This is a genomic window from Pseudomonas sp. NY15435 (assembly GCF_048068295.1).
Lineage (GTDB): Bacteria > Pseudomonadota > Gammaproteobacteria > Pseudomonadales > Pseudomonadaceae > Pseudomonas.
In genome coordinates this window covers 11702-26933 of sequence record NZ_JBLUQA010000015.1, presented here as the reverse complement: position 1 = coordinate 26933, position 15232 = coordinate 11702, and the positions used below count along the sequence as shown (strand labels likewise).

Sequence of the window (15232 nt, the reverse complement as noted above, 5' to 3'; positions counted from 1 at the left end):
GGGGCGCGCAGCCAGGGCAGGGGAGAGGGGAAAGGCAGGCACGGACTTTCAAATGAAGACAGTTGCTCCTACGGCGCCGGTGAATTTGGTGCGGCGGTTTTCGTAGGAGCGGACTCCGTCCGCGATCAGGCGGCAAAGCCGACGCCTGGCAGCGTAATGCTTACACCGCTGACGGTGCCTGCGCCTCGGTTCGCAAAGCCTCCAGCACTGCCGGCAGCAAACGCTTCAATGAGCTGCGCCGCGACATGCCGGAGATTTCCCAGCGGGTCCTGACCGCCGAGCTTCGCGCACTGGAAGAGGCGGGGCTGATTGTCCGTACCGTCCATCCCGAGGTTCCGCCGCGCGTGGAGTATTGCCTGAGCGTCGATGGCGAACGGCTGCGGCCGGTGGTGGATGCGGTGAAAACCCTGGGGCTCTGGCTCAAGGCCCGGGCGGAACGGTAGGACGAGCGGCACCCCTGGTGCGCAGGTCGGGCCAGCGTCGGGCGGGTGCGCGAGCAAGCTCGCGCCTACAGGGGATGTGCCGCACTCGGGCTCAGGTTGCCCGCGCTGACTCCTGGCGTTCTGCGCGGCGTTTGAGCTTCTTCGCGTGGCGCTCCAGCCACAGGTAGACCAGGCAGGCCAGCAGCAGCGGAATCAGGAAATACAGCACCCGGTAGCCGATCAGCGCCGCGACCAGTTCACCGCGGGAGAAGTGGTCGCGCAGCACCGTAATGAACACCGTTTCGATCACTCCCAGACCCGCCGGCACATGCAGCACGACACCGGCAATGCTGCTGATCATCAGTGTGGCCAGCACGGCCGGGTAGCTGGCTGAAGCCGGCAGCAGCGTGTAGATCAGCAGCGCCATCAGCGACCAGTTGGTGGCGCCGGCGATGCCCTGCAGGGCCGCCAGTCGCCAGGTGGGCAGGTTCAACTGGTAGCGCTTCCAGCCCCAGGTGCGGCGGTGGGCGAAGCGGCAGGCCAGCAGGTAGCCCGCCCCCAGCAACAGCAGGACCGCGCCGATGGCGCGCAGGCCGCTCTGGCCGAGGGACCAGCTGTCCGGCAGGTTGGGGTAGCCGAAGGCGAACAGCACGCCTGCCAGCAGCATGTAGCCATACCAGTTGGTGATCATGCTGAAGGTGAGGATGCGCAGGATATCGCTGGCGCTCATTCCTAGCCGGCCATACAGGCGAAAGCGCAGGGCGATGGCACCGACCCAGGAGCTCAGGTTCAGGTTGAAGGCGTTGCACACGAATGCCACGGTGAATACCCGGCGCACCGGCAGCGGGTGGCCGATGTAGTAGCGGCTGAGTACGTCGAAGCTGCTGAAGACACCGTAGCTGCACACGGCGATCAGCATGCCCAGGGCCAGGGTGCTGAACCTGTATTCACGCAGCAGGCGGAATACCTCGTCCCAGTCGGTGGCGCGCAGCAGCAGGAACAGCAGCACCGGCAGGGCGACCAGCAAGGCAATGTTGAACACGCGGTTGGCGCGTTTCCAGAAGCGCTTGTTCATGGTTGCACCTGCGATTGGCCGGGCTCGTCGGCGATGCTGGCGGCGTGCAGCACCTGCCGATGCGCCGGCAGTTGCCCGGCGATCGCCGGGAAATGGCGCAGGAAGTGGAAGCTCAGAAACACCAGCGGTGCCCGCCACCAGTAGCCGCGCCGGGCGTACTGGCGGGTGACGCGGCGGCAACTGTCGGCGGCCAGGCGCTGCAGATGCTCGTCGAGTTCGCTGGCGAAAGCCTCATCCTCGATCATCAGGTTGCCTTCCAGGTTCAGCGACAGGCTCAGCGGGTCGAGATTGCTGGAGCCCACGGTTGCCCAGCGCCGGTCCACCACCGCGACCTTGCCGTGCAGCGGGCGGTCGCAATACTCGTGGATTTCCACGCCATCGCGCAGCAGGGTGTCGTAGAGCAGCTTGCTGCACAGGCGCACCAGCGGCATGTCGGGCAGGCCCTGGAGGATCAGCCGCACCTTCACGCCACGCTTGGCCGCGTCACGCAGCGCGCGCAGCAGACGGTAGCCGGGGAAGAAGTAGGCATTGGCGATCAGCAGCCGCTCCTGGGCGCGAGCGATGGCGCGCAGGTAGTGCTGCTCGATGTCGGTGCGATGGTAGAGGTTGTCGCGGATGGCCAGGCAGGTGCGGCACGGGCCGGCGTGCTCCGGCGGGCGCACGGCGTCGGCCGCCGGGATCTCGCCATACTGGCTGAGCAGCTCCAGGCAGGCGCGACGGATGTCTTCCACGCCGGGCCCTGCGATCTTCACCGCATAGTCCTGCTTGGCCATGGCGCCGAAGTCGGCCAGGTGATCGGCGCAGAAGTTGATGCCACCGACGAAGGCCACTGCGCCATCCACCACGACATGCTTGCGGTGCAGGCGCCGGAACAGGTTGGTGCGCATCCCCAGCAACAGCGGCTGCGGGTCGAACAGGTGCAGGCGCACGCCGGCCTCCAGCAGGCCGCCGAGGAAGCCCGCGTCCAGGTCCGGAGTGCCGTAGCCATCGGCTATCACTTCAACGCGCACACCGCGCCGGGCAGCGTCGATCAGCACCTGGCGCAGGCCGCGACCGACCTTGTCGTCGCGCAGGATGAAGGTTTCCAGCAGCACCTCGTGCCGGGCGACTTCGATGGCACCGAACACGGCGGGGTAGAAGTCCTCGCCATTGATCAGCAGGTCGACCCGATTGCCCTCGCGCCATACGTCGGTCATGGCGAAACCTCGTCGTTCATAGCGAAACCTCGGCGAGCAGGGGTAAATGATCGGAGAGGTGCGGCCAGGGTTTGCGATTCAGCACTTCGCTCAGGGTGACCTTCAGGTGGCGCACGTAGATGCGGTCCAGTCGCAGCAGCGGCCAGCGCGCCGGGAAGCTGCGCGGCTCGCCGCCATTTTCCGGGAACGCCGGGCGCAGCCCGCAGCCCGCCAGTATTCCGCTGGCGCGGCAGCGCCAGTCATTGAAGTCGCCGGCGACCACCACCGGATCATTGGCCGGCAGCTCGCCGACCAACGCGCACAGCAGCTGGAGCTGTTTCTGCCGCTGCGATTCCTGCAGGCCCAGATGCACGCAGACTGCATGCAGCGCGCGTTCGCCGGGCAAGTCGATCTGCGCGTGGAGCAGGCCGCGCTCCTCGGTGCCGGCCACCGAGACGTCGTGGTTGTCCCAACTGCGGATCGGCAAGCGCGAAAGCAGGGCGTTACCGTGGTGGCCTTCGGGGTAGACGGCGTTGCGCCCGTAGGCGAAGGCCGGCCACATGCTGTCGGCGAGGAATTCGTAATGCGGCGTCGCTGGCCAATCGGAATGGCGTTCGGCGTGCAGCTGGTGTTCACCGTGGACTTCCTGGAGGAACACCAGGTCCGCCGAGGTCGCGCGCACGGCGTCGCGTAGCTCGTGGAGGATGAAACGCCGGTTGAAGGCATTGAAACCCTTGTGGGTGTTCACCGTGAGCACGCGCAAAAGGGTGCCGGCCTGCGCCTGGGCGATGCCCTGCGGGCCGGGTTCGGCCAGGCTCATGACCAGTCTCCCGCAGGTTCGTCGGGCTCCTGGCGATCTGCCAGTTTCATATCGAGCAGCGCCATGAGTTTGCTGGCGTCGTAGGGCGCGCGGACCTTCACGTCGTTATCGAAGTAGCAGAAGACGTCGCGGGAGCGGCGATCACCCCGGGTCGAAGCGTCGAACAGCTCTGCATCGACGGGTTGCAGTCCGCGCCGCCAGCGGTTTATCCGCTCTTTCCAGCGTTCGAGCGCGGGGGCGCCATAGCCGCTGGCGTAGAGTTCCTTGTCACCGTGCAGGCGCAGGTAGACGAAGTCCCTGGCGGTCAGGTCTTCGCCGTAGGGCCACTTGCGCGGCGCATCGGCGAAGACCAGCGCGACGCCATGGTGACGCAACTGCTGGGCGAATTCCGCGCAGGCGAAGCTTTCGTGGCGCACCTCCATGGCGTGGCGCAAGGGGCGTTTGCTCAGCGACCGGGGCCAGTGTTCCGGCCGGCGGGTGGCCGAGTCCTTTGCCAGCTTCAGCGCCGCTTCGGGAGTGCGGGGTAAAAGAGCGAGGAAGGCTTCGACGACGTCGACGTCGTACTTCAGGCTCGGTGGCAGTTGCCAGAGGAAGACGCCCAGCTTGGCGCCCAGTTCCAGCGGGCCGGAGGCAAAGAAGTTGGCGAGGCCTTCTTCGGCATCGCGCAGGCGCTTGATATGGGTGATGTAGCGCGGGCCCTTGACGCTGAAGACGAAGCCTTCCGGGGTGTCCTGGGCCCACTGGCGGTAGCGCTCGGGCTTTTGCAGCGCATAGAACGAACCGTTGAGCTCAATGCTGTTGAACGCGCGGGAGGCATAGCGCAGTTCATCTTTCTGGCGCAGTCCTTCGGGGTAGAAGTCGCCGCGCCAGGGAACATAACGCCAGCCGGATATGCCGATGTGCAGGGCCTTCATGGGCTCAGCTCGCCGGCTTTCGTAGGCTGGGGCGGGTATCGGCTGGGTTCATCGAGTTCTCCTTGTGGGATCGCTTTATCGCCAGTGCCTGAAGGTTCCGACCCGGCCGGGTGCAGAGGCGTTCAGAGGGATTGCCCGAGCGGTCAGTCCTCGCTGCGGCGCAGGGTGAAGAGGGCCAGCGAGCGTGCGCCGAGCGGGTAGGCGGCACCGAATTCCCAGTTGCGCTCGTGGTCCTGCGGCGGTTCGGCGGTGTCCAGCAGGAACTGCCAGTCGCGGCCCTGGGCTGTTTCCGGGAGGATGAAGTCGATCCCCTCGTGACCGGCGTTAACCAGCAGGAGCAGGGTGGCGTCGCCGCCGCTGCGACGGATGCCGGTGGGCTGGGCGCGGCCGTCCAGGAGCATGCCGAGGCTGCGGCGCAGCGGATCGTGCCAGTGTTCCTCGGTCATTTCCTCGCCGTCGCCCGCGAGCCAGGTGACGTCGCGCACGCCCAGCTCCTCGTTGTACTCGCCGACCAGGAAGCGCCCGCGCCGCAGCATCGGGTACGCCTGGCGCAGGCGGATCAGGCGGCGGGTAAAGGCCAGCAGCTCGCGGCCCTCGTCGTCGAGGCTCCAGTCGACCCAGCCCAGTTCGTTGTCCTGGCAGTAGACGTTGTTGTTGCCCTGCTGGGTGCGGCTGAATTCGTCGCCGGCCACCAGCATCGGCGTGCCTTGGGAGAGCAGTAGCGTGGCCATCAGGTTGCGCATCTGCTGCAGGCGCAGGCGACGGATGTCCTGATCGTCGGTGGGGCCTTCGACGCCGTGGTTCCAGGAACGGTTGTCGTCGCTGCCGTCGCGGTTGTCCTCGCCGTTGGCCTGGTTGTGCTTGTGGTTGTAGGTGACCACGTCGCGCAGGGTAAAGCCGTCGTGGGCGGTGATGAAGTTCACCGAGGCGTAGGGGCGGCGGCCGCGCTGGTCGTAGAGGTCGCCCGAGGCGGTGAGGCGCCGCGCCAGGTCCGGCAACTGGCCTTCGTCGCCGCGCCAGAAACTGCGCACGGTGTCGCGGAAGCGGTCGTTCCACTCCACCCAGCCGGGCGGGAAGCCGCCCACCTGGTAGCCGCCGGGGCCGCAGTCCCAGGGTTCGGCGATGAGCTTGCGGTGGCTCAGCACTGGGTCCTGGCGGCAGGCGACGAGAAAACTGTGGCGCTCGTCGAAACCGTCGGCGTAGCGGCCGAGGATCGACGCCAGGTCGAAGCGGAAGCCGTCCACGCGCATTTCCGTGGCCCAGTAGCGCAGCGAGTCGGTGACCATCTGCAGCACGCAGGGATGGCTGAGGTCCAGTGTGTTGCCGGTGCCCGAGTCGTTGACGTAGTACCGGCGGTTGTCGGCCTGCAGGCGGTAGTAGGAGATGTTGTCGATGCCGCGCATGCACAGCGTCGGGCCGAGCTCGTTGCCCTCGGCGGTGTGGTTGTAGACCACGTCGAGGATCAGCTCGATGCCGGCCGCGTGCAGGTGCGCGACCATTTCCTTGAACTCGTTGATGTGGCCGCTGGCCAGGTAGCGGGCATGGGGAGCGAAGAACGCGATGCTGTTGTAGCCCCAGTAATTGCTCATGCCCTTTTCCAGCAGGTGCTTGTCGTCGAGGAAGCCGTGCACCGGCAGTAGCTCCAGGCTGGTCACGCCCAGCTGCCGCAAGTGCTGCAGCAGCTCGCTGTTCATCAGCCCGGCGCAGGTGCCGCGCAGGCGCTCGGGCACATCCGGATGGCGCATGCTCAGGCCGCGCAGGTGCGCTTCGTAGATGATGGTCTGGTCCCACGGCACTCGCACCGGCTGTTGTTCGCCCCAGGTGAAGGCAGGGTCGATGACCTTGCACTTGGGCACGTAGGCGGCGCTGTCGCGCTTATCGAAGCTCCGGTCCGCATCGGGCGAACCGATGGTGTAGCCGAACAGCGATTCGGACCACTTCAGTTCACCCACCAGTTGCCGCGCGTACGGGTCGATCAGCAGTTTGTTGGGGTTGAAACGGTGACCGGCATCCGGCTCGTAGGGACCGTAGACGCGGTAGCCATAGATTTGCCCCGGATGGGCGTCAGGCAGGTAACCGTGCCAGATCTCGTCGCTGTACTCCGGCAGCTCGATGCGCTCGATCTCACGCTTGCCCTGGGCGTCGAACAGGCACAGTTCGACCTTGGTGGCGTGGGCTGAAAAAAGTGCGAAGTTGACGCCCAGCCCGTCCCAGGTGGCGCCCAGGGGGAAGGGGCGCCCTTCGGTGACGCGGGAATGTGCTCCGTGGCTCATTTACCGGCTCCTGGGCTCAGATGGGCGGTTGTTTCCTGCTGCGCGGCTTGCTCGGCGAGGGCTCTTGCGGCGCGGCTTCGTCCGGCACCGCCTGCTCGGCGGCGCTGGGCTTGCTCTTGCGCTGCTTCGCGGTGGGCGTAACCGTTGGCGCGCTCCGGGTCGGCTTGGCCTTGGGCGGTGATTTGCGCTCGGCGGGGCCGGGCGTAGGGGCAACGGTTTCGCCTTCTTCCTGGGGCGGCACTTCCGGGTCGGCCTTGGGCAGGCGCCCCTTGCGCCGGGGCAGTTCCTGCAACAGCGCAGGCTTTTCCGGCTCGCTGTTGCCGTCAAAGCGCGGCTGTACCGGTTGCTCCGCGCCCCCCTGGTTGGCCGCTTCGGCTTCCGCGAGGCTGCGCGCCATGCGCCAATGGCGGTCGTGCTGGCCTTCCGGGCGTCCTTCGGACTCCCAGATCTGGTAGGCCAGTTCACGGACTCTTCGCTCGTTGACCTTCATCGTTCACCTCCGGACATGAGCAGGTTGACCGGGACCTCGCCGAGCAACTCGGCCAGGCGGGGTTCCCCGTTATGCGGTTCGACCGTGCCGGCCAGTCCGTTCCAGCGGATGGCAGCCAGGGACGAGGGCAGATGCAATCGGGTGTCCGTCCAACATTCGGGCGGCACCCTGGGCAGCGGCGAATCGCCGAGAAGGCTGGCGGCGCAACGCGGCACCACCACCAGCAGGTGCTGGCCGGCATGGCTGCGGACGAAGGCGACGACCTGCGCTGCGTGTTCGCCACGTACTTCCAGCGCCAGGTAGTCGCCAGCGGAAAACAGCGCGGGCCAGCGTTTGCGCAGCCCGAGGGCTTGCGCCAGGAGGGCCTGTTTGATGTGACCGTTGCGCCAGTCACGCAACAGCACCGGCCAGTCCGGCGGCGCATCCAGGGCGGCTTCGAGGGTCGCGAAGTCGGGGATGCGGCGGTTGTCCGGGTCGACCAGGCTGAAATCCCATGCCTCGCAGCCCTGGTAGAGGTCAGGCACGCCTGGCGCGGTGTTGCGCAGCGCGCACTGCGCCAGGCCGTTGAGCGCGCCGGCGGGCATCAGGCTCGCTGCCGCGTCGGCGATGGACTGGCGCAGGGGCGCGCCGATGTCTTCCAGCAGAAGGCTGGCGAGGAATCGGGCACAGACTGTTTCATACGCCTCGTTGGGGGCGCTCCAGTCACTGTCCAGCTTGGCCTCGCGCAGCGCCTTGCGCTGCCATTGCTCGATGCGCTGGTGGTAGTCACGCAGCCCCTGCGCGTCGTCAGCGGTCAGCTCCAGCGGCCAGCTGCCGAGCAGGCACTGGTAGAGGATCAGCTCGTCGCCGCCGCTGGGCGCAGGGCCGCGCGCGATGTGCTGGCGCAGCGGCGCGGCAAGCTTCCACCAGCTCCAGACCTGTTCGGCGAACCAGGGCGCGCGCTCGCTGAGCACCGCCAGGCGCGCCCGGCAATCCTCGCCGCGCTTGTGGTCGTGGGTGGCGGTGGTGAGCATTGCCTGGGGGAAATCGCGCAGGCGCTGTACACACGCCTGGTGGAAGGCCTCCACATCGCCGCCGAGGGCTTGTGGATCGAAGCCGACGTCGTTGCGCCCGAGTGCCGCGGCCGAGCGATAGCAGGCGGTGTCCTCCAGGGACTTGGCGGCAATCGGCGGGGTGAGCTGCTGGAAGCGTTCCAGCGCCAGCCTGCGCAACTGGCGCATCGGGCCAGGCGGCTGGGTACGCAGCGCTTCGCCGCCGAGCATGCGGTCGAGCCAACCGAGGGTGCGCTGGTCACCAGGTTCCAGGTGCTGCCGGGCCTGCTCCAGGGCCTGGCTGAAGAAACGCTGATCCTGCTCGGAGCGCCCCAATGCGTCGGCATAGGTACGGTAGACCGGGAAGGCCGCGAGCAACTGGAACAGCGCGCGGCGGATCGAGCCCAGCGCAATGTCGCGGCTGGCCAGGGCGAAACGGGCAATGTGCCAGAGCTGCTGCGCCAGACTCTCGACATCGCCGGCGAACAGCGAAGCCAGCACGTGCTTGCGCGCCTGGCGGACTTCCTCGGCGAAACCGTCCGGCCGGCCGCTGACTTCCAGCCACAGGTGGCGCAGCTCCGGCTCGCCGCGGGCGTCGTGCTGCAGCAAGGAAACCTGGTTCATGAAGTCGTAGCCGCTGGTGCCTTGCACTTTCCAGTCCGCCGGCAGCGCTTCGCCGGGGCCGAGGATTTTCTCCACGTACACCGGCGCGCCGCCGGTTGCGCGCCACAGGCGCCGGCAATAGCCGCGCGGGTCGGCGAGGCCGTCGACGTGATCGATGCGCAGGCCGTCGATCAGCCCTTCGTGCATCAGTTGCAGGAGGTAGGCATGGCTGGCTTCGAAGACATCAGGATGCTCCGCGCGCAGGCCGACCAGTTCGTTGATGTCGAAGAAACGTCGCCAGTTGATGTCGTCCGCCGCCACCCGCCAGTTGGCCAGGCGGTAGTGCTGCTGCTCGATCAGCCGGTGCAGGCTGTGCCAGTCCTCGCGGTAGGAGGCGAGCAGGGTCGCGAGGCGGTAGCGGTCGGCAAGCGGTGCGGCGGCTTCCAGGCACAACGCGGGTGCCAGATGACGGCCCATCGGATGGTGATGCAATTCGACGAAGCGGGGCGCCAGGGCCAGCAGCTCGGGGCATTGGGTGTGGCAGAGGATCATCCCGTAGCTGGACGGGCAGACCGGGAAGCGCTGTTCGCCGTAGCGCAGCAGGAAGCGCGCGGTGCCTGCGTCGTAGTCCAGCTGGATGCGCCCGGAGGTTACTTCGTCGATGTAGTCCTCGCCCAGGCAGGGCAGCAGCACCTGCTGGTCCAGCAGCGGGTCATCGCTGTGCCAGCGGATATCGAAGAAGTGCGCGTAGGGGCTGTCCAGGCCCCATTCGAGCACGTCCTGCCACCAGGGGTTGGCGTCGCCGATGCGCATGTGGTTGGCCACGGTGTCGACGATCAGCCCCATGCCGTTCAGCCGCAGGCCTTCCACCAGCCGACGCAGCGCAGGTTCGCCGCCCAGCTCGTCGCTGATGCGAGTCGGGTCCACCGAGTCGTAGCCATGCATGGAGCCTGGCTGTGCGGCCAGCAAGGGCGAGGCGTAGAGGTGGCTGATGCCGAGGCGGGCAAAGTAGTCCAGCCAGGGCAGCGCGTCGTCCAGCGTGAACCCGCGGTGGAACTGCAGGCGCAGGGTGGCGCGGATATCAGCCATGCTCGTGCCCTCCGTCGCGGGGGTTGCCGCGCGCGCGGTGCAGGCGTTCAAGGCGGGAGCGCACCTGCGGGTCGTCGAGCATCTCGCCGGCATTGCGCTCGAAGCGTCGGCGCCAGTTCGGGTGGGCGTCGCCGGGCCCTGGCAGGTTCGGTTGCTCGATGCAGGCGAGGGCGTCTTCCAGCGGCAACAGCACCAGCGGAGCCGGAGTGGCACCGAGGAATTCGATGGCGCCGTCGAGCACCGGCTCGAGCTGGATGCCATGCTCGCCCAACGCGCGCCGCAGGGCGAAGCTCTCGTGCTGGCGCGTATTGCGCTCCTCGGCGGCGGTCTCGCGGGTGCGCTGGCCGAGCTGCTGGCGCCAGTCGATGTCGCGACCTTTCTGCCAGCCCTCCAGGGTCGGCAGGTCGTGGGTGCTGCTGGTGGCCAGGGCGCCATCGGGCCAGTGCGCCGGCGCGACGAAGTGGCCATGCTGCTGCTCGAACAGCAGCACGCGCATGCCGAGGATGCCGTGCTCGGCCAGTGCCTCGCGCAGCCCTGGCGGCACGGTGCCCAGGTCCTCGCCGATGATCACCGCCTTCGCGCGTTCGGCCTCGAGGCAGATCAGCCGCAGCAGGTCCTCGAAGGGGTAGTCCAGGTAGGCGCCATTCTGCGGCTCGGCGCCCTCGGGGATCACCCAGAGCCGGCGCAGACCGAGGATGTGGTCGATGCGCAGGCCGCCGACATAGCGCAGGTTGGCCCGCAGCATCTCGATGAAGGCGCGGAACCCGTTGCGCCGCAGGCCGTCCGGGGAGAAGGCGCAGATGCCCCAGTTCTGCCCCGTACGGTTGAGGATGTCCGGCGGGCAGCCGACGCTGACGCCGCTGAGCAGCTCGTCCTGGCGCATCCAGGCCTGGCTGCCGGAAGGTTCGGCGCCGACCGCGAGGTCGGCGATCAGGCCGATGCCCATGCCGGCGGCTCTGGCTTCGCGCTGCACCTGCTGCAGACCACGGGCGACCAGCCATTGGCCGAACGCCTGCTGGCTGATTGCCGGCTCTTCGTCGACCATGAAGTGGCCCAGCTCGGTGCTGCCGGCGTTGCGATACGTCTCGGGCCAGAAGCGCCAGTCCAGGCCATCGCCGGCTTCGGCGCGGCGCAACTGCAGGACCTGGAAGCAGCAATGTTCCAGCAGCTCGGCGCCGCCGAGGTGGCGGAAGGCGAGGAAGTCATCGTGCAGCGTGCCGTCCGACTGCTGGAACTGCTCGTAAAGCTCTGCCAGCAAGCGGTCGCGCAGGCGCGCGACGCCCAGCCAGTCGATCAGCGGCAGTGCCTCCAGGCGTGCCAGTTCGGCCTCCAGCCCGGCGGCGGAGAGGGCCTGGTGTACCGTCTCCTCGCCCAGCACCAGGTCGGGGGCGGCGTAGAGTTCGTTGAACAGCAGGCGGCTGGAGGGCGAGTAGGGGCTATAGATGTCCCGCGAGGCGGGGAACATGGCGTGCACCGGGCTGATGGCGATAGCGTCTGCGCCCTGTGCGGCTGCCGCGCGCACCAGCTCGGCGAGGGCGCTGATGTCGCCGGCGCCGCCGTCTTGGTCACGGCGCAGGGAATACAACTGCGCGGCGAGACCCCAGACGCGCTGGCGACCGCCGCAATACTGGGCCACCGACGGGCAGCGCGGCGGTGCCACGGCGAGGATGATCTCCCGCTCGCCCAGGTGGAGTGGGTAATAACCGCTCTGCTCGATGGCGGGAATCTGCCCGTGTTCGTCGACATGGCCCTCGCTGTGGCCGCTGTCGTCCTCATTGAACAGTTTGTAGCGGCTGCCCGGAGGAACCGGCACGGCAACCGGCTGGCCAAGGTCGGCGGTGATCAGCGGCGGCAGCTCGGCCTGACGGCGCTCCAGCGCCTCCAGGCTCCGGCGGATCTGCTCGGGGCTCTGCGCCGGGAAACCCAGGGCCTCCAGCACATTGCGCTGCACCTCGGCGGTCAGCCGCTGCGGGCGGTTGTCGGCGTCCATCCAGTCGATGGCCAGGCCCGCTTCGCTGGCCAGGCGTTCCAGTTGCGCGTCGCTCATCAGGCAGTCTCCAGGCTGGCCACCAGCGCGGCGGCGCCCAGCCAGCCATGGCGGTAATGGGCCACGCCCTGGCCGCAGCAGAACAGCACCTGGGCGTCTTCTCCCGGCGGTTCGACGCCGATGTCGTCGGTGCCAAGGTTGAGGTCCAGGCGCCACAGGCTGCCGTCGGCCAGCCGCCATTTCGCACTCAGGGCACGTTCGCCCAACGGTTGTGCAGCCAGCGCGCGGCTGCCGGGCAGGTGCGGCGTCAGCCAGCGCTGGCGCACCTGCAGCAGCTCGCGGTAATGCGCGCGCCAGGCGTCATCGCCTCGCTCGGGGTGCGGACGGGAGGCCACGAAGGTCTGGTAGTCGTTGGGATCGGGAATCCAGGCGGCAGCGCCCGGCGACGAGAACCGGCGGAAGCGCCGGAATTCCTCACGCCGGCCGTCGGTGACGGCCCGCGCCAGTTCGCCCTGGTAGTCGGTGAAGAACAGGAAGGGTTGTTGCTCGCCCCATTCCTCACCCATGAACAGCATCGGCACCATCGGGCTGAGCAGCACCAGCGCGCTGGCAGCGCGCAGTCGGTCAGTATGGGCGAGGGTGGTGAGTCGCTCGCCCAGGGCGCGGTTACCCACCTGGTCGTGGTTCTGCAGGAAGGCCACGAAAGCCTGCGGGGTCAGTTCAGCGCTGGGCTCGCCACGGGCGATGCCGCGATAGTCCGTCTCGCCCTGGAAGGCGAAACCTTCGCTCAGGCAACGGCACAGCTGCTCGATGGGTTTGTGCGAGTAATCGACGTAGTAGGCTTCGTCCTCGCCGGTGAGCAGCACGTGCAGGCAGTGGTGGAGATCGTCGTTCCACTGGGCATCGAAGCCGCGCGGACTCTGCAGGAGGCTGGCCTGGTTGTTCTCGTTCTCCAGGATCAGGTGCAGCTCGCGGCCTTCGGCGGCCTGGCGGGCACGCTCGGCCAGCTCGCGGAGAAAGTCGTTGTCGGCGATGGCATGCACCGCGTCGATGCGCAGGCCGTCCACGCGGTATTCGCGCACCCACATCTGTGCGTTGCCGATGAAGAACTCGCGTACGGCCGGGTGGCGGAAGTCGATGGCCGGGCCCCAGGGCGTCTGCTGGTCGGCGCGGAAGAAGGCGCTGGCGTAGCGTCCGAGGTAATTGCCCTGCGGGCCGAAGTGGTTGTAGACCACGTCAATGATCACCATCAGGCCGAGGCCGTGGGCGCTGTCGATCAGCCGCCGCAGGGTGTCCGGGTCGCCATAGGCACAGGAGGGCGCATAGGGCAGCACGCCGTCGTAGCCCCAGTTGCGCCGGCCGGGGAAGGCATTGAGCGGCATCAGTTCGATGGCGGTGACGCCCAGCGCCGCCAGCTCCTCCAGCCGCCCCTGCAGCGCCGAGAAGCCGTCGCAGAGTCCGACGTGCAGCTCATAGATCACCGCTTCATGCCAGGGGCGGCCTCGCCAGTTCGGGTGCAGCCAGCGATAGGCGCTGGGGTCGGTCACGCGGCTTTCGCCTTCGACGCCGCCGGCCTGGTCCCGCGAGGCCGGGTCCGCCACCAGTAGATCGTGGTCGATGCGGTAGCGGTAGGTCTGCCCGACGATGGCCGGAATCTCTGCGCTGAACCAGCCGTCAGCGGCCCTGGCCAGGTCATGCCGTCCGCCGCCCCCGAGTTCAAGCTCCACGCGCTGTGCATCCGGTGCCCACAGCGAGAACCTGACCCTGCCGTCCGGCAGGACCCACGCGCCATGCTGCAGACCGGTCGGCAGCGTCATCGCACGGCCTGCGCGGGCACCCGTTGCAGCAGGCGCTGGTAGAGGGCGGTGTAGGGGCGCACGGCGTCTTCCCAGGGCAAGGGCGACTCCATGGCCTTGCAGCGCATGGCGTTGAGCAGCTCCGGGTAGCGGTAGATGTTCAGCGCGCGGCGCACGGCGTCGAAGTAGCTGGCCGGGGTCGCATCGCGGAACAGCAGCCCGGTGACGCCATCGATGATGGTGTCGGCCAGCCCGCCGGTGTGCCTGGCGATTGGCAGTGAGCCGAAGCGCTGGGCGTACATCTGGCTGAGGCCGCAGGGCTCATAGCGCGAGGGCATCAGCAGGAAGTCACTGCCGGCGTAGATGCGCCGGGCGGTGGTCTCGTCGAAGCCGACGTGCACGCCGACCCGGCCCGGATAGCGCTCGGCCAGTTCGCGCATGGCCTGCTCCAGTTCCGGCTCGCCGCAGCCGATGGATACCAGGCGGCCACCGGCAGCTACCATCTCGTCGGCGATCGCCAGGGTCAGGTCGATGCCTTTCTGCTGTACCAGGCGCGAGACCACCGCAAACAGCGGGCCGCGCCCCGGCAGCAGGCCGAACTGCTTTTCAATGTACTCGGCGTTGCGGCGCTTGCCGGCCAGACGCGTGGCATCGAAGCCTTCGATCAGGTGCGGGTCGGTCAGCGGGTCCCAGCCGGCGTCGATGCCATGGGTGATGCCGCTGAGCTGGCCACGGTCGCGGCGCTGGGAGAGCACGCCGTGCATGCCGCAGCCCATTTCCTCGGCAGTGACCTCGCGGGCGTAGGTTTCGCTCACCGTGGTGATGTGGCTGGCATGGCTGATGCCGGCCTTGAGGAAGGACAGCTTGCCGTAGAACTCCATGCTGTCTGGCAGGCCCGCGGCATCCGGCAGGCCCAGTTCGGCGCAGCAACCCAGCGGGCAGGACCCCTGGTAGCCGAGGTTGTGGATGGTCAGCACGCTGGGGGTGATCTGCCCGCGCCAGGCCATGTAGGCCGGTGCCAGCGCAGTGGGCCAGTCGTTGACGTGCAGCAGGTCCGGGCGCCAGGCCAGCGCGCTCATGCCGGCGGCGATGTCGGCGGCTGCCAGGCTTAGGCGCGCGAAGCGGATGTGGTTGTCGGCCCACTCGTGGCCGTTCTGGTCGACATAGGGCGTACCTGGACGGTCGTAGAGCTCCGGGCAGATCACCGCGTAGACCACCAGTCCGTCGGCCAGCTTCAGCTCACCGATGTCGCAGGCCGGCAGTGCGGCCAGGCCCGGCAGGCGGCCAACCACCTTGCAGGCCACTGCGCCCTTGAGCACTTGCGGATAGCCGGGAAGCAGCACGCGGATATCGTGATCGGCAAGCAGCGCGCGGGGCAGGGCGGCGGAGACGTCGCCCAGACCGCCTGCCTTGACGAAGTCGCTGAACTCCGAAGTGGCGAAGAGGATTCGTTTGGGTCGCTGGGGCGGCGCGCCGTCGGTCGAGGAAATCGGGGTGAGATTGACTGTGGCTTCTTCCAGGCGCACATCGGCCAGCTGGTTGCGCATCGTTGACTCC

11 protein-coding genes are annotated in these 15232 nt (G+C 68.0%); 1 reads left to right on the top strand and 10 read right to left on the bottom strand.

The genetic code is table 11. The annotated features are described in order from the left end of the window. Positions 1–83: 83 nt before the first annotated feature. The gene (locus ACNFH5_RS26790; RefSeq protein WP_416751513.1) at positions 84–443 is read left to right on the top strand and encodes a winged helix-turn-helix transcriptional regulator; all 360 of its coding nucleotides are present in this window, start codon (positions 84–86) and stop codon (positions 441–443) included. Between the two features lie 91 nt (positions 444–534). On the opposite strand, the gene ACNFH5_RS26785 is transcribed toward ACNFH5_RS26790, so the two are convergent. The 10 genes from ACNFH5_RS26785 to glgA all read right to left on the bottom strand — a co-directional run bounded on the left by ACNFH5_RS26785 (position 535) and on the right by glgA (position 15222). After that, positions 535–1497 carry a lysylphosphatidylglycerol synthase domain-containing protein gene (locus ACNFH5_RS26785; protein ID WP_416751348.1) on the bottom strand — a complete coding sequence of 321 codons (963 nt, stop codon included), beginning with the start codon at positions 1495–1497 and terminating at the stop codon, positions 535–537. Next, on the bottom strand, positions 1494–2693 hold the full coding sequence (clsB, locus tag ACNFH5_RS26780) for a cardiolipin synthase ClsB (RefSeq protein ID WP_416751345.1): 1200 nt from the start codon (positions 2691–2693) through the stop codon (positions 1494–1496). The genes ACNFH5_RS26785 and clsB overlap by 4 nt, the downstream gene beginning before the upstream one ends. A gap of 16 nt (positions 2694–2709) precedes the next feature. Continuing rightward, on the bottom strand, positions 2710–3492 hold the full coding sequence (locus ACNFH5_RS26775) for an endonuclease/exonuclease/phosphatase family protein (protein WP_416751343.1): 783 nt from the start codon (positions 3490–3492) through the stop codon (positions 2710–2712). Continuing rightward, complete coding sequence (locus tag ACNFH5_RS26770; protein ID WP_416751341.1) at positions 3489–4406, bottom strand: DUF72 domain-containing protein; 918 nt, start codon at positions 4404–4406, stop codon at positions 3489–3491. Before ACNFH5_RS26770 ends, ACNFH5_RS26775 begins: the two co-directional genes overlap by 4 nt. A gap of 143 nt (positions 4407–4549) precedes the next feature. Then, positions 4550–6679 (bottom strand): glycogen debranching protein GlgX, encoded by a 2130-nt coding sequence (gene glgX / locus ACNFH5_RS26765; protein WP_416751339.1) that lies wholly within the window; start codon positions 6677–6679, stop codon positions 4550–4552. A 16-nt stretch (positions 6680–6695) separates the two neighbouring features. Beyond that, positions 6696–7169, bottom strand: coding sequence for a DUF2934 domain-containing protein (locus ACNFH5_RS26760; RefSeq protein ID WP_416751337.1), 474 nt, complete (start codon positions 7167–7169; stop codon positions 6696–6698). After that, positions 7166–9892 (bottom strand): malto-oligosyltrehalose synthase, encoded by a 2727-nt coding sequence (gene treY, locus ACNFH5_RS26755; RefSeq protein ID WP_416751335.1) that lies wholly within the window; start codon positions 9890–9892, stop codon positions 7166–7168. The genes ACNFH5_RS26760 and treY overlap by 4 nt, the downstream gene beginning before the upstream one ends. After that, the gene (gene malQ, locus ACNFH5_RS26750) at positions 9885–11939 is read right to left on the bottom strand and encodes a 4-alpha-glucanotransferase (protein WP_416751333.1); all 2055 of its coding nucleotides are present in this window, start codon (positions 11937–11939) and stop codon (positions 9885–9887) included. The genes treY and malQ overlap by 8 nt, the downstream gene beginning before the upstream one ends. Further along, positions 11939–13696: a malto-oligosyltrehalose trehalohydrolase gene (gene treZ, locus ACNFH5_RS26745; protein ID WP_416751331.1), complete on the bottom strand. Its 1758-nt coding sequence runs from the start codon at positions 13694–13696 to the stop codon at positions 11939–11941. Before treZ ends, malQ begins: the two co-directional genes overlap by 1 nt. Beyond that, positions 13693–15222, bottom strand: coding sequence for a glycogen synthase GlgA (glgA, locus tag ACNFH5_RS26740; protein ID WP_416751329.1), 1530 nt, complete (start codon positions 15220–15222; stop codon positions 13693–13695). Before glgA ends, treZ begins: the two co-directional genes overlap by 4 nt. Positions 15223–15232 lie beyond the last annotated feature (10 nt).

Bases quoted from the DNA above. Each gene is read 5' to 3' on its own strand.
- ACNFH5_RS26785 (WP_416751348.1), bottom strand. From the start codon at position 1,497: ATGAACAAGCGCTTCTGGAAACGCGCCAACCGCGTGTTCAACATTGCC.
- ACNFH5_RS26775 (WP_416751343.1), bottom strand. From the start codon at position 3,492: ATGAGCCTGGCCGAACCCGGCCCGCAGGGCATCGCCCAGGCGCAGGCC.
- clsB (WP_416751345.1), bottom strand. From the start codon at position 2,693: ATGACCGACGTATGGCGCGAGGGCAATCGGGTCGACCTGCTGATCAAT.
- malQ (WP_416751333.1), bottom strand. From the start codon at position 11,939: ATGAGCGACGCGCAACTGGAACGCCTGGCCAGCGAAGCGGGCCTGGCC.
- glgX (WP_416751339.1), bottom strand. From the start codon at position 6,679: ATGAGCCACGGAGCACATTCCCGCGTCACCGAAGGGCGCCCCTTCCCC.
- ACNFH5_RS26760 (WP_416751337.1), bottom strand. From the start codon at position 7,169: ATGAAGGTCAACGAGCGAAGAGTCCGTGAACTGGCCTACCAGATCTGG.
- treZ (WP_416751331.1), bottom strand. From the start codon at position 13,696: ATGACGCTGCCGACCGGTCTGCAGCATGGCGCGTGGGTCCTGCCGGAC.
- ACNFH5_RS26770 (WP_416751341.1), bottom strand. From the start codon at position 4,406: ATGAAGGCCCTGCACATCGGCATATCCGGCTGGCGTTATGTTCCCTGG.
- treY (WP_416751335.1), bottom strand. From the start codon at position 9,892: ATGGCTGATATCCGCGCCACCCTGCGCCTGCAGTTCCACCGCGGGTTC.
- glgA (WP_416751329.1), bottom strand. From the start codon at position 15,222: ATGCGCAACCAGCTGGCCGATGTGCGCCTGGAAGAAGCCACAGTCAAT.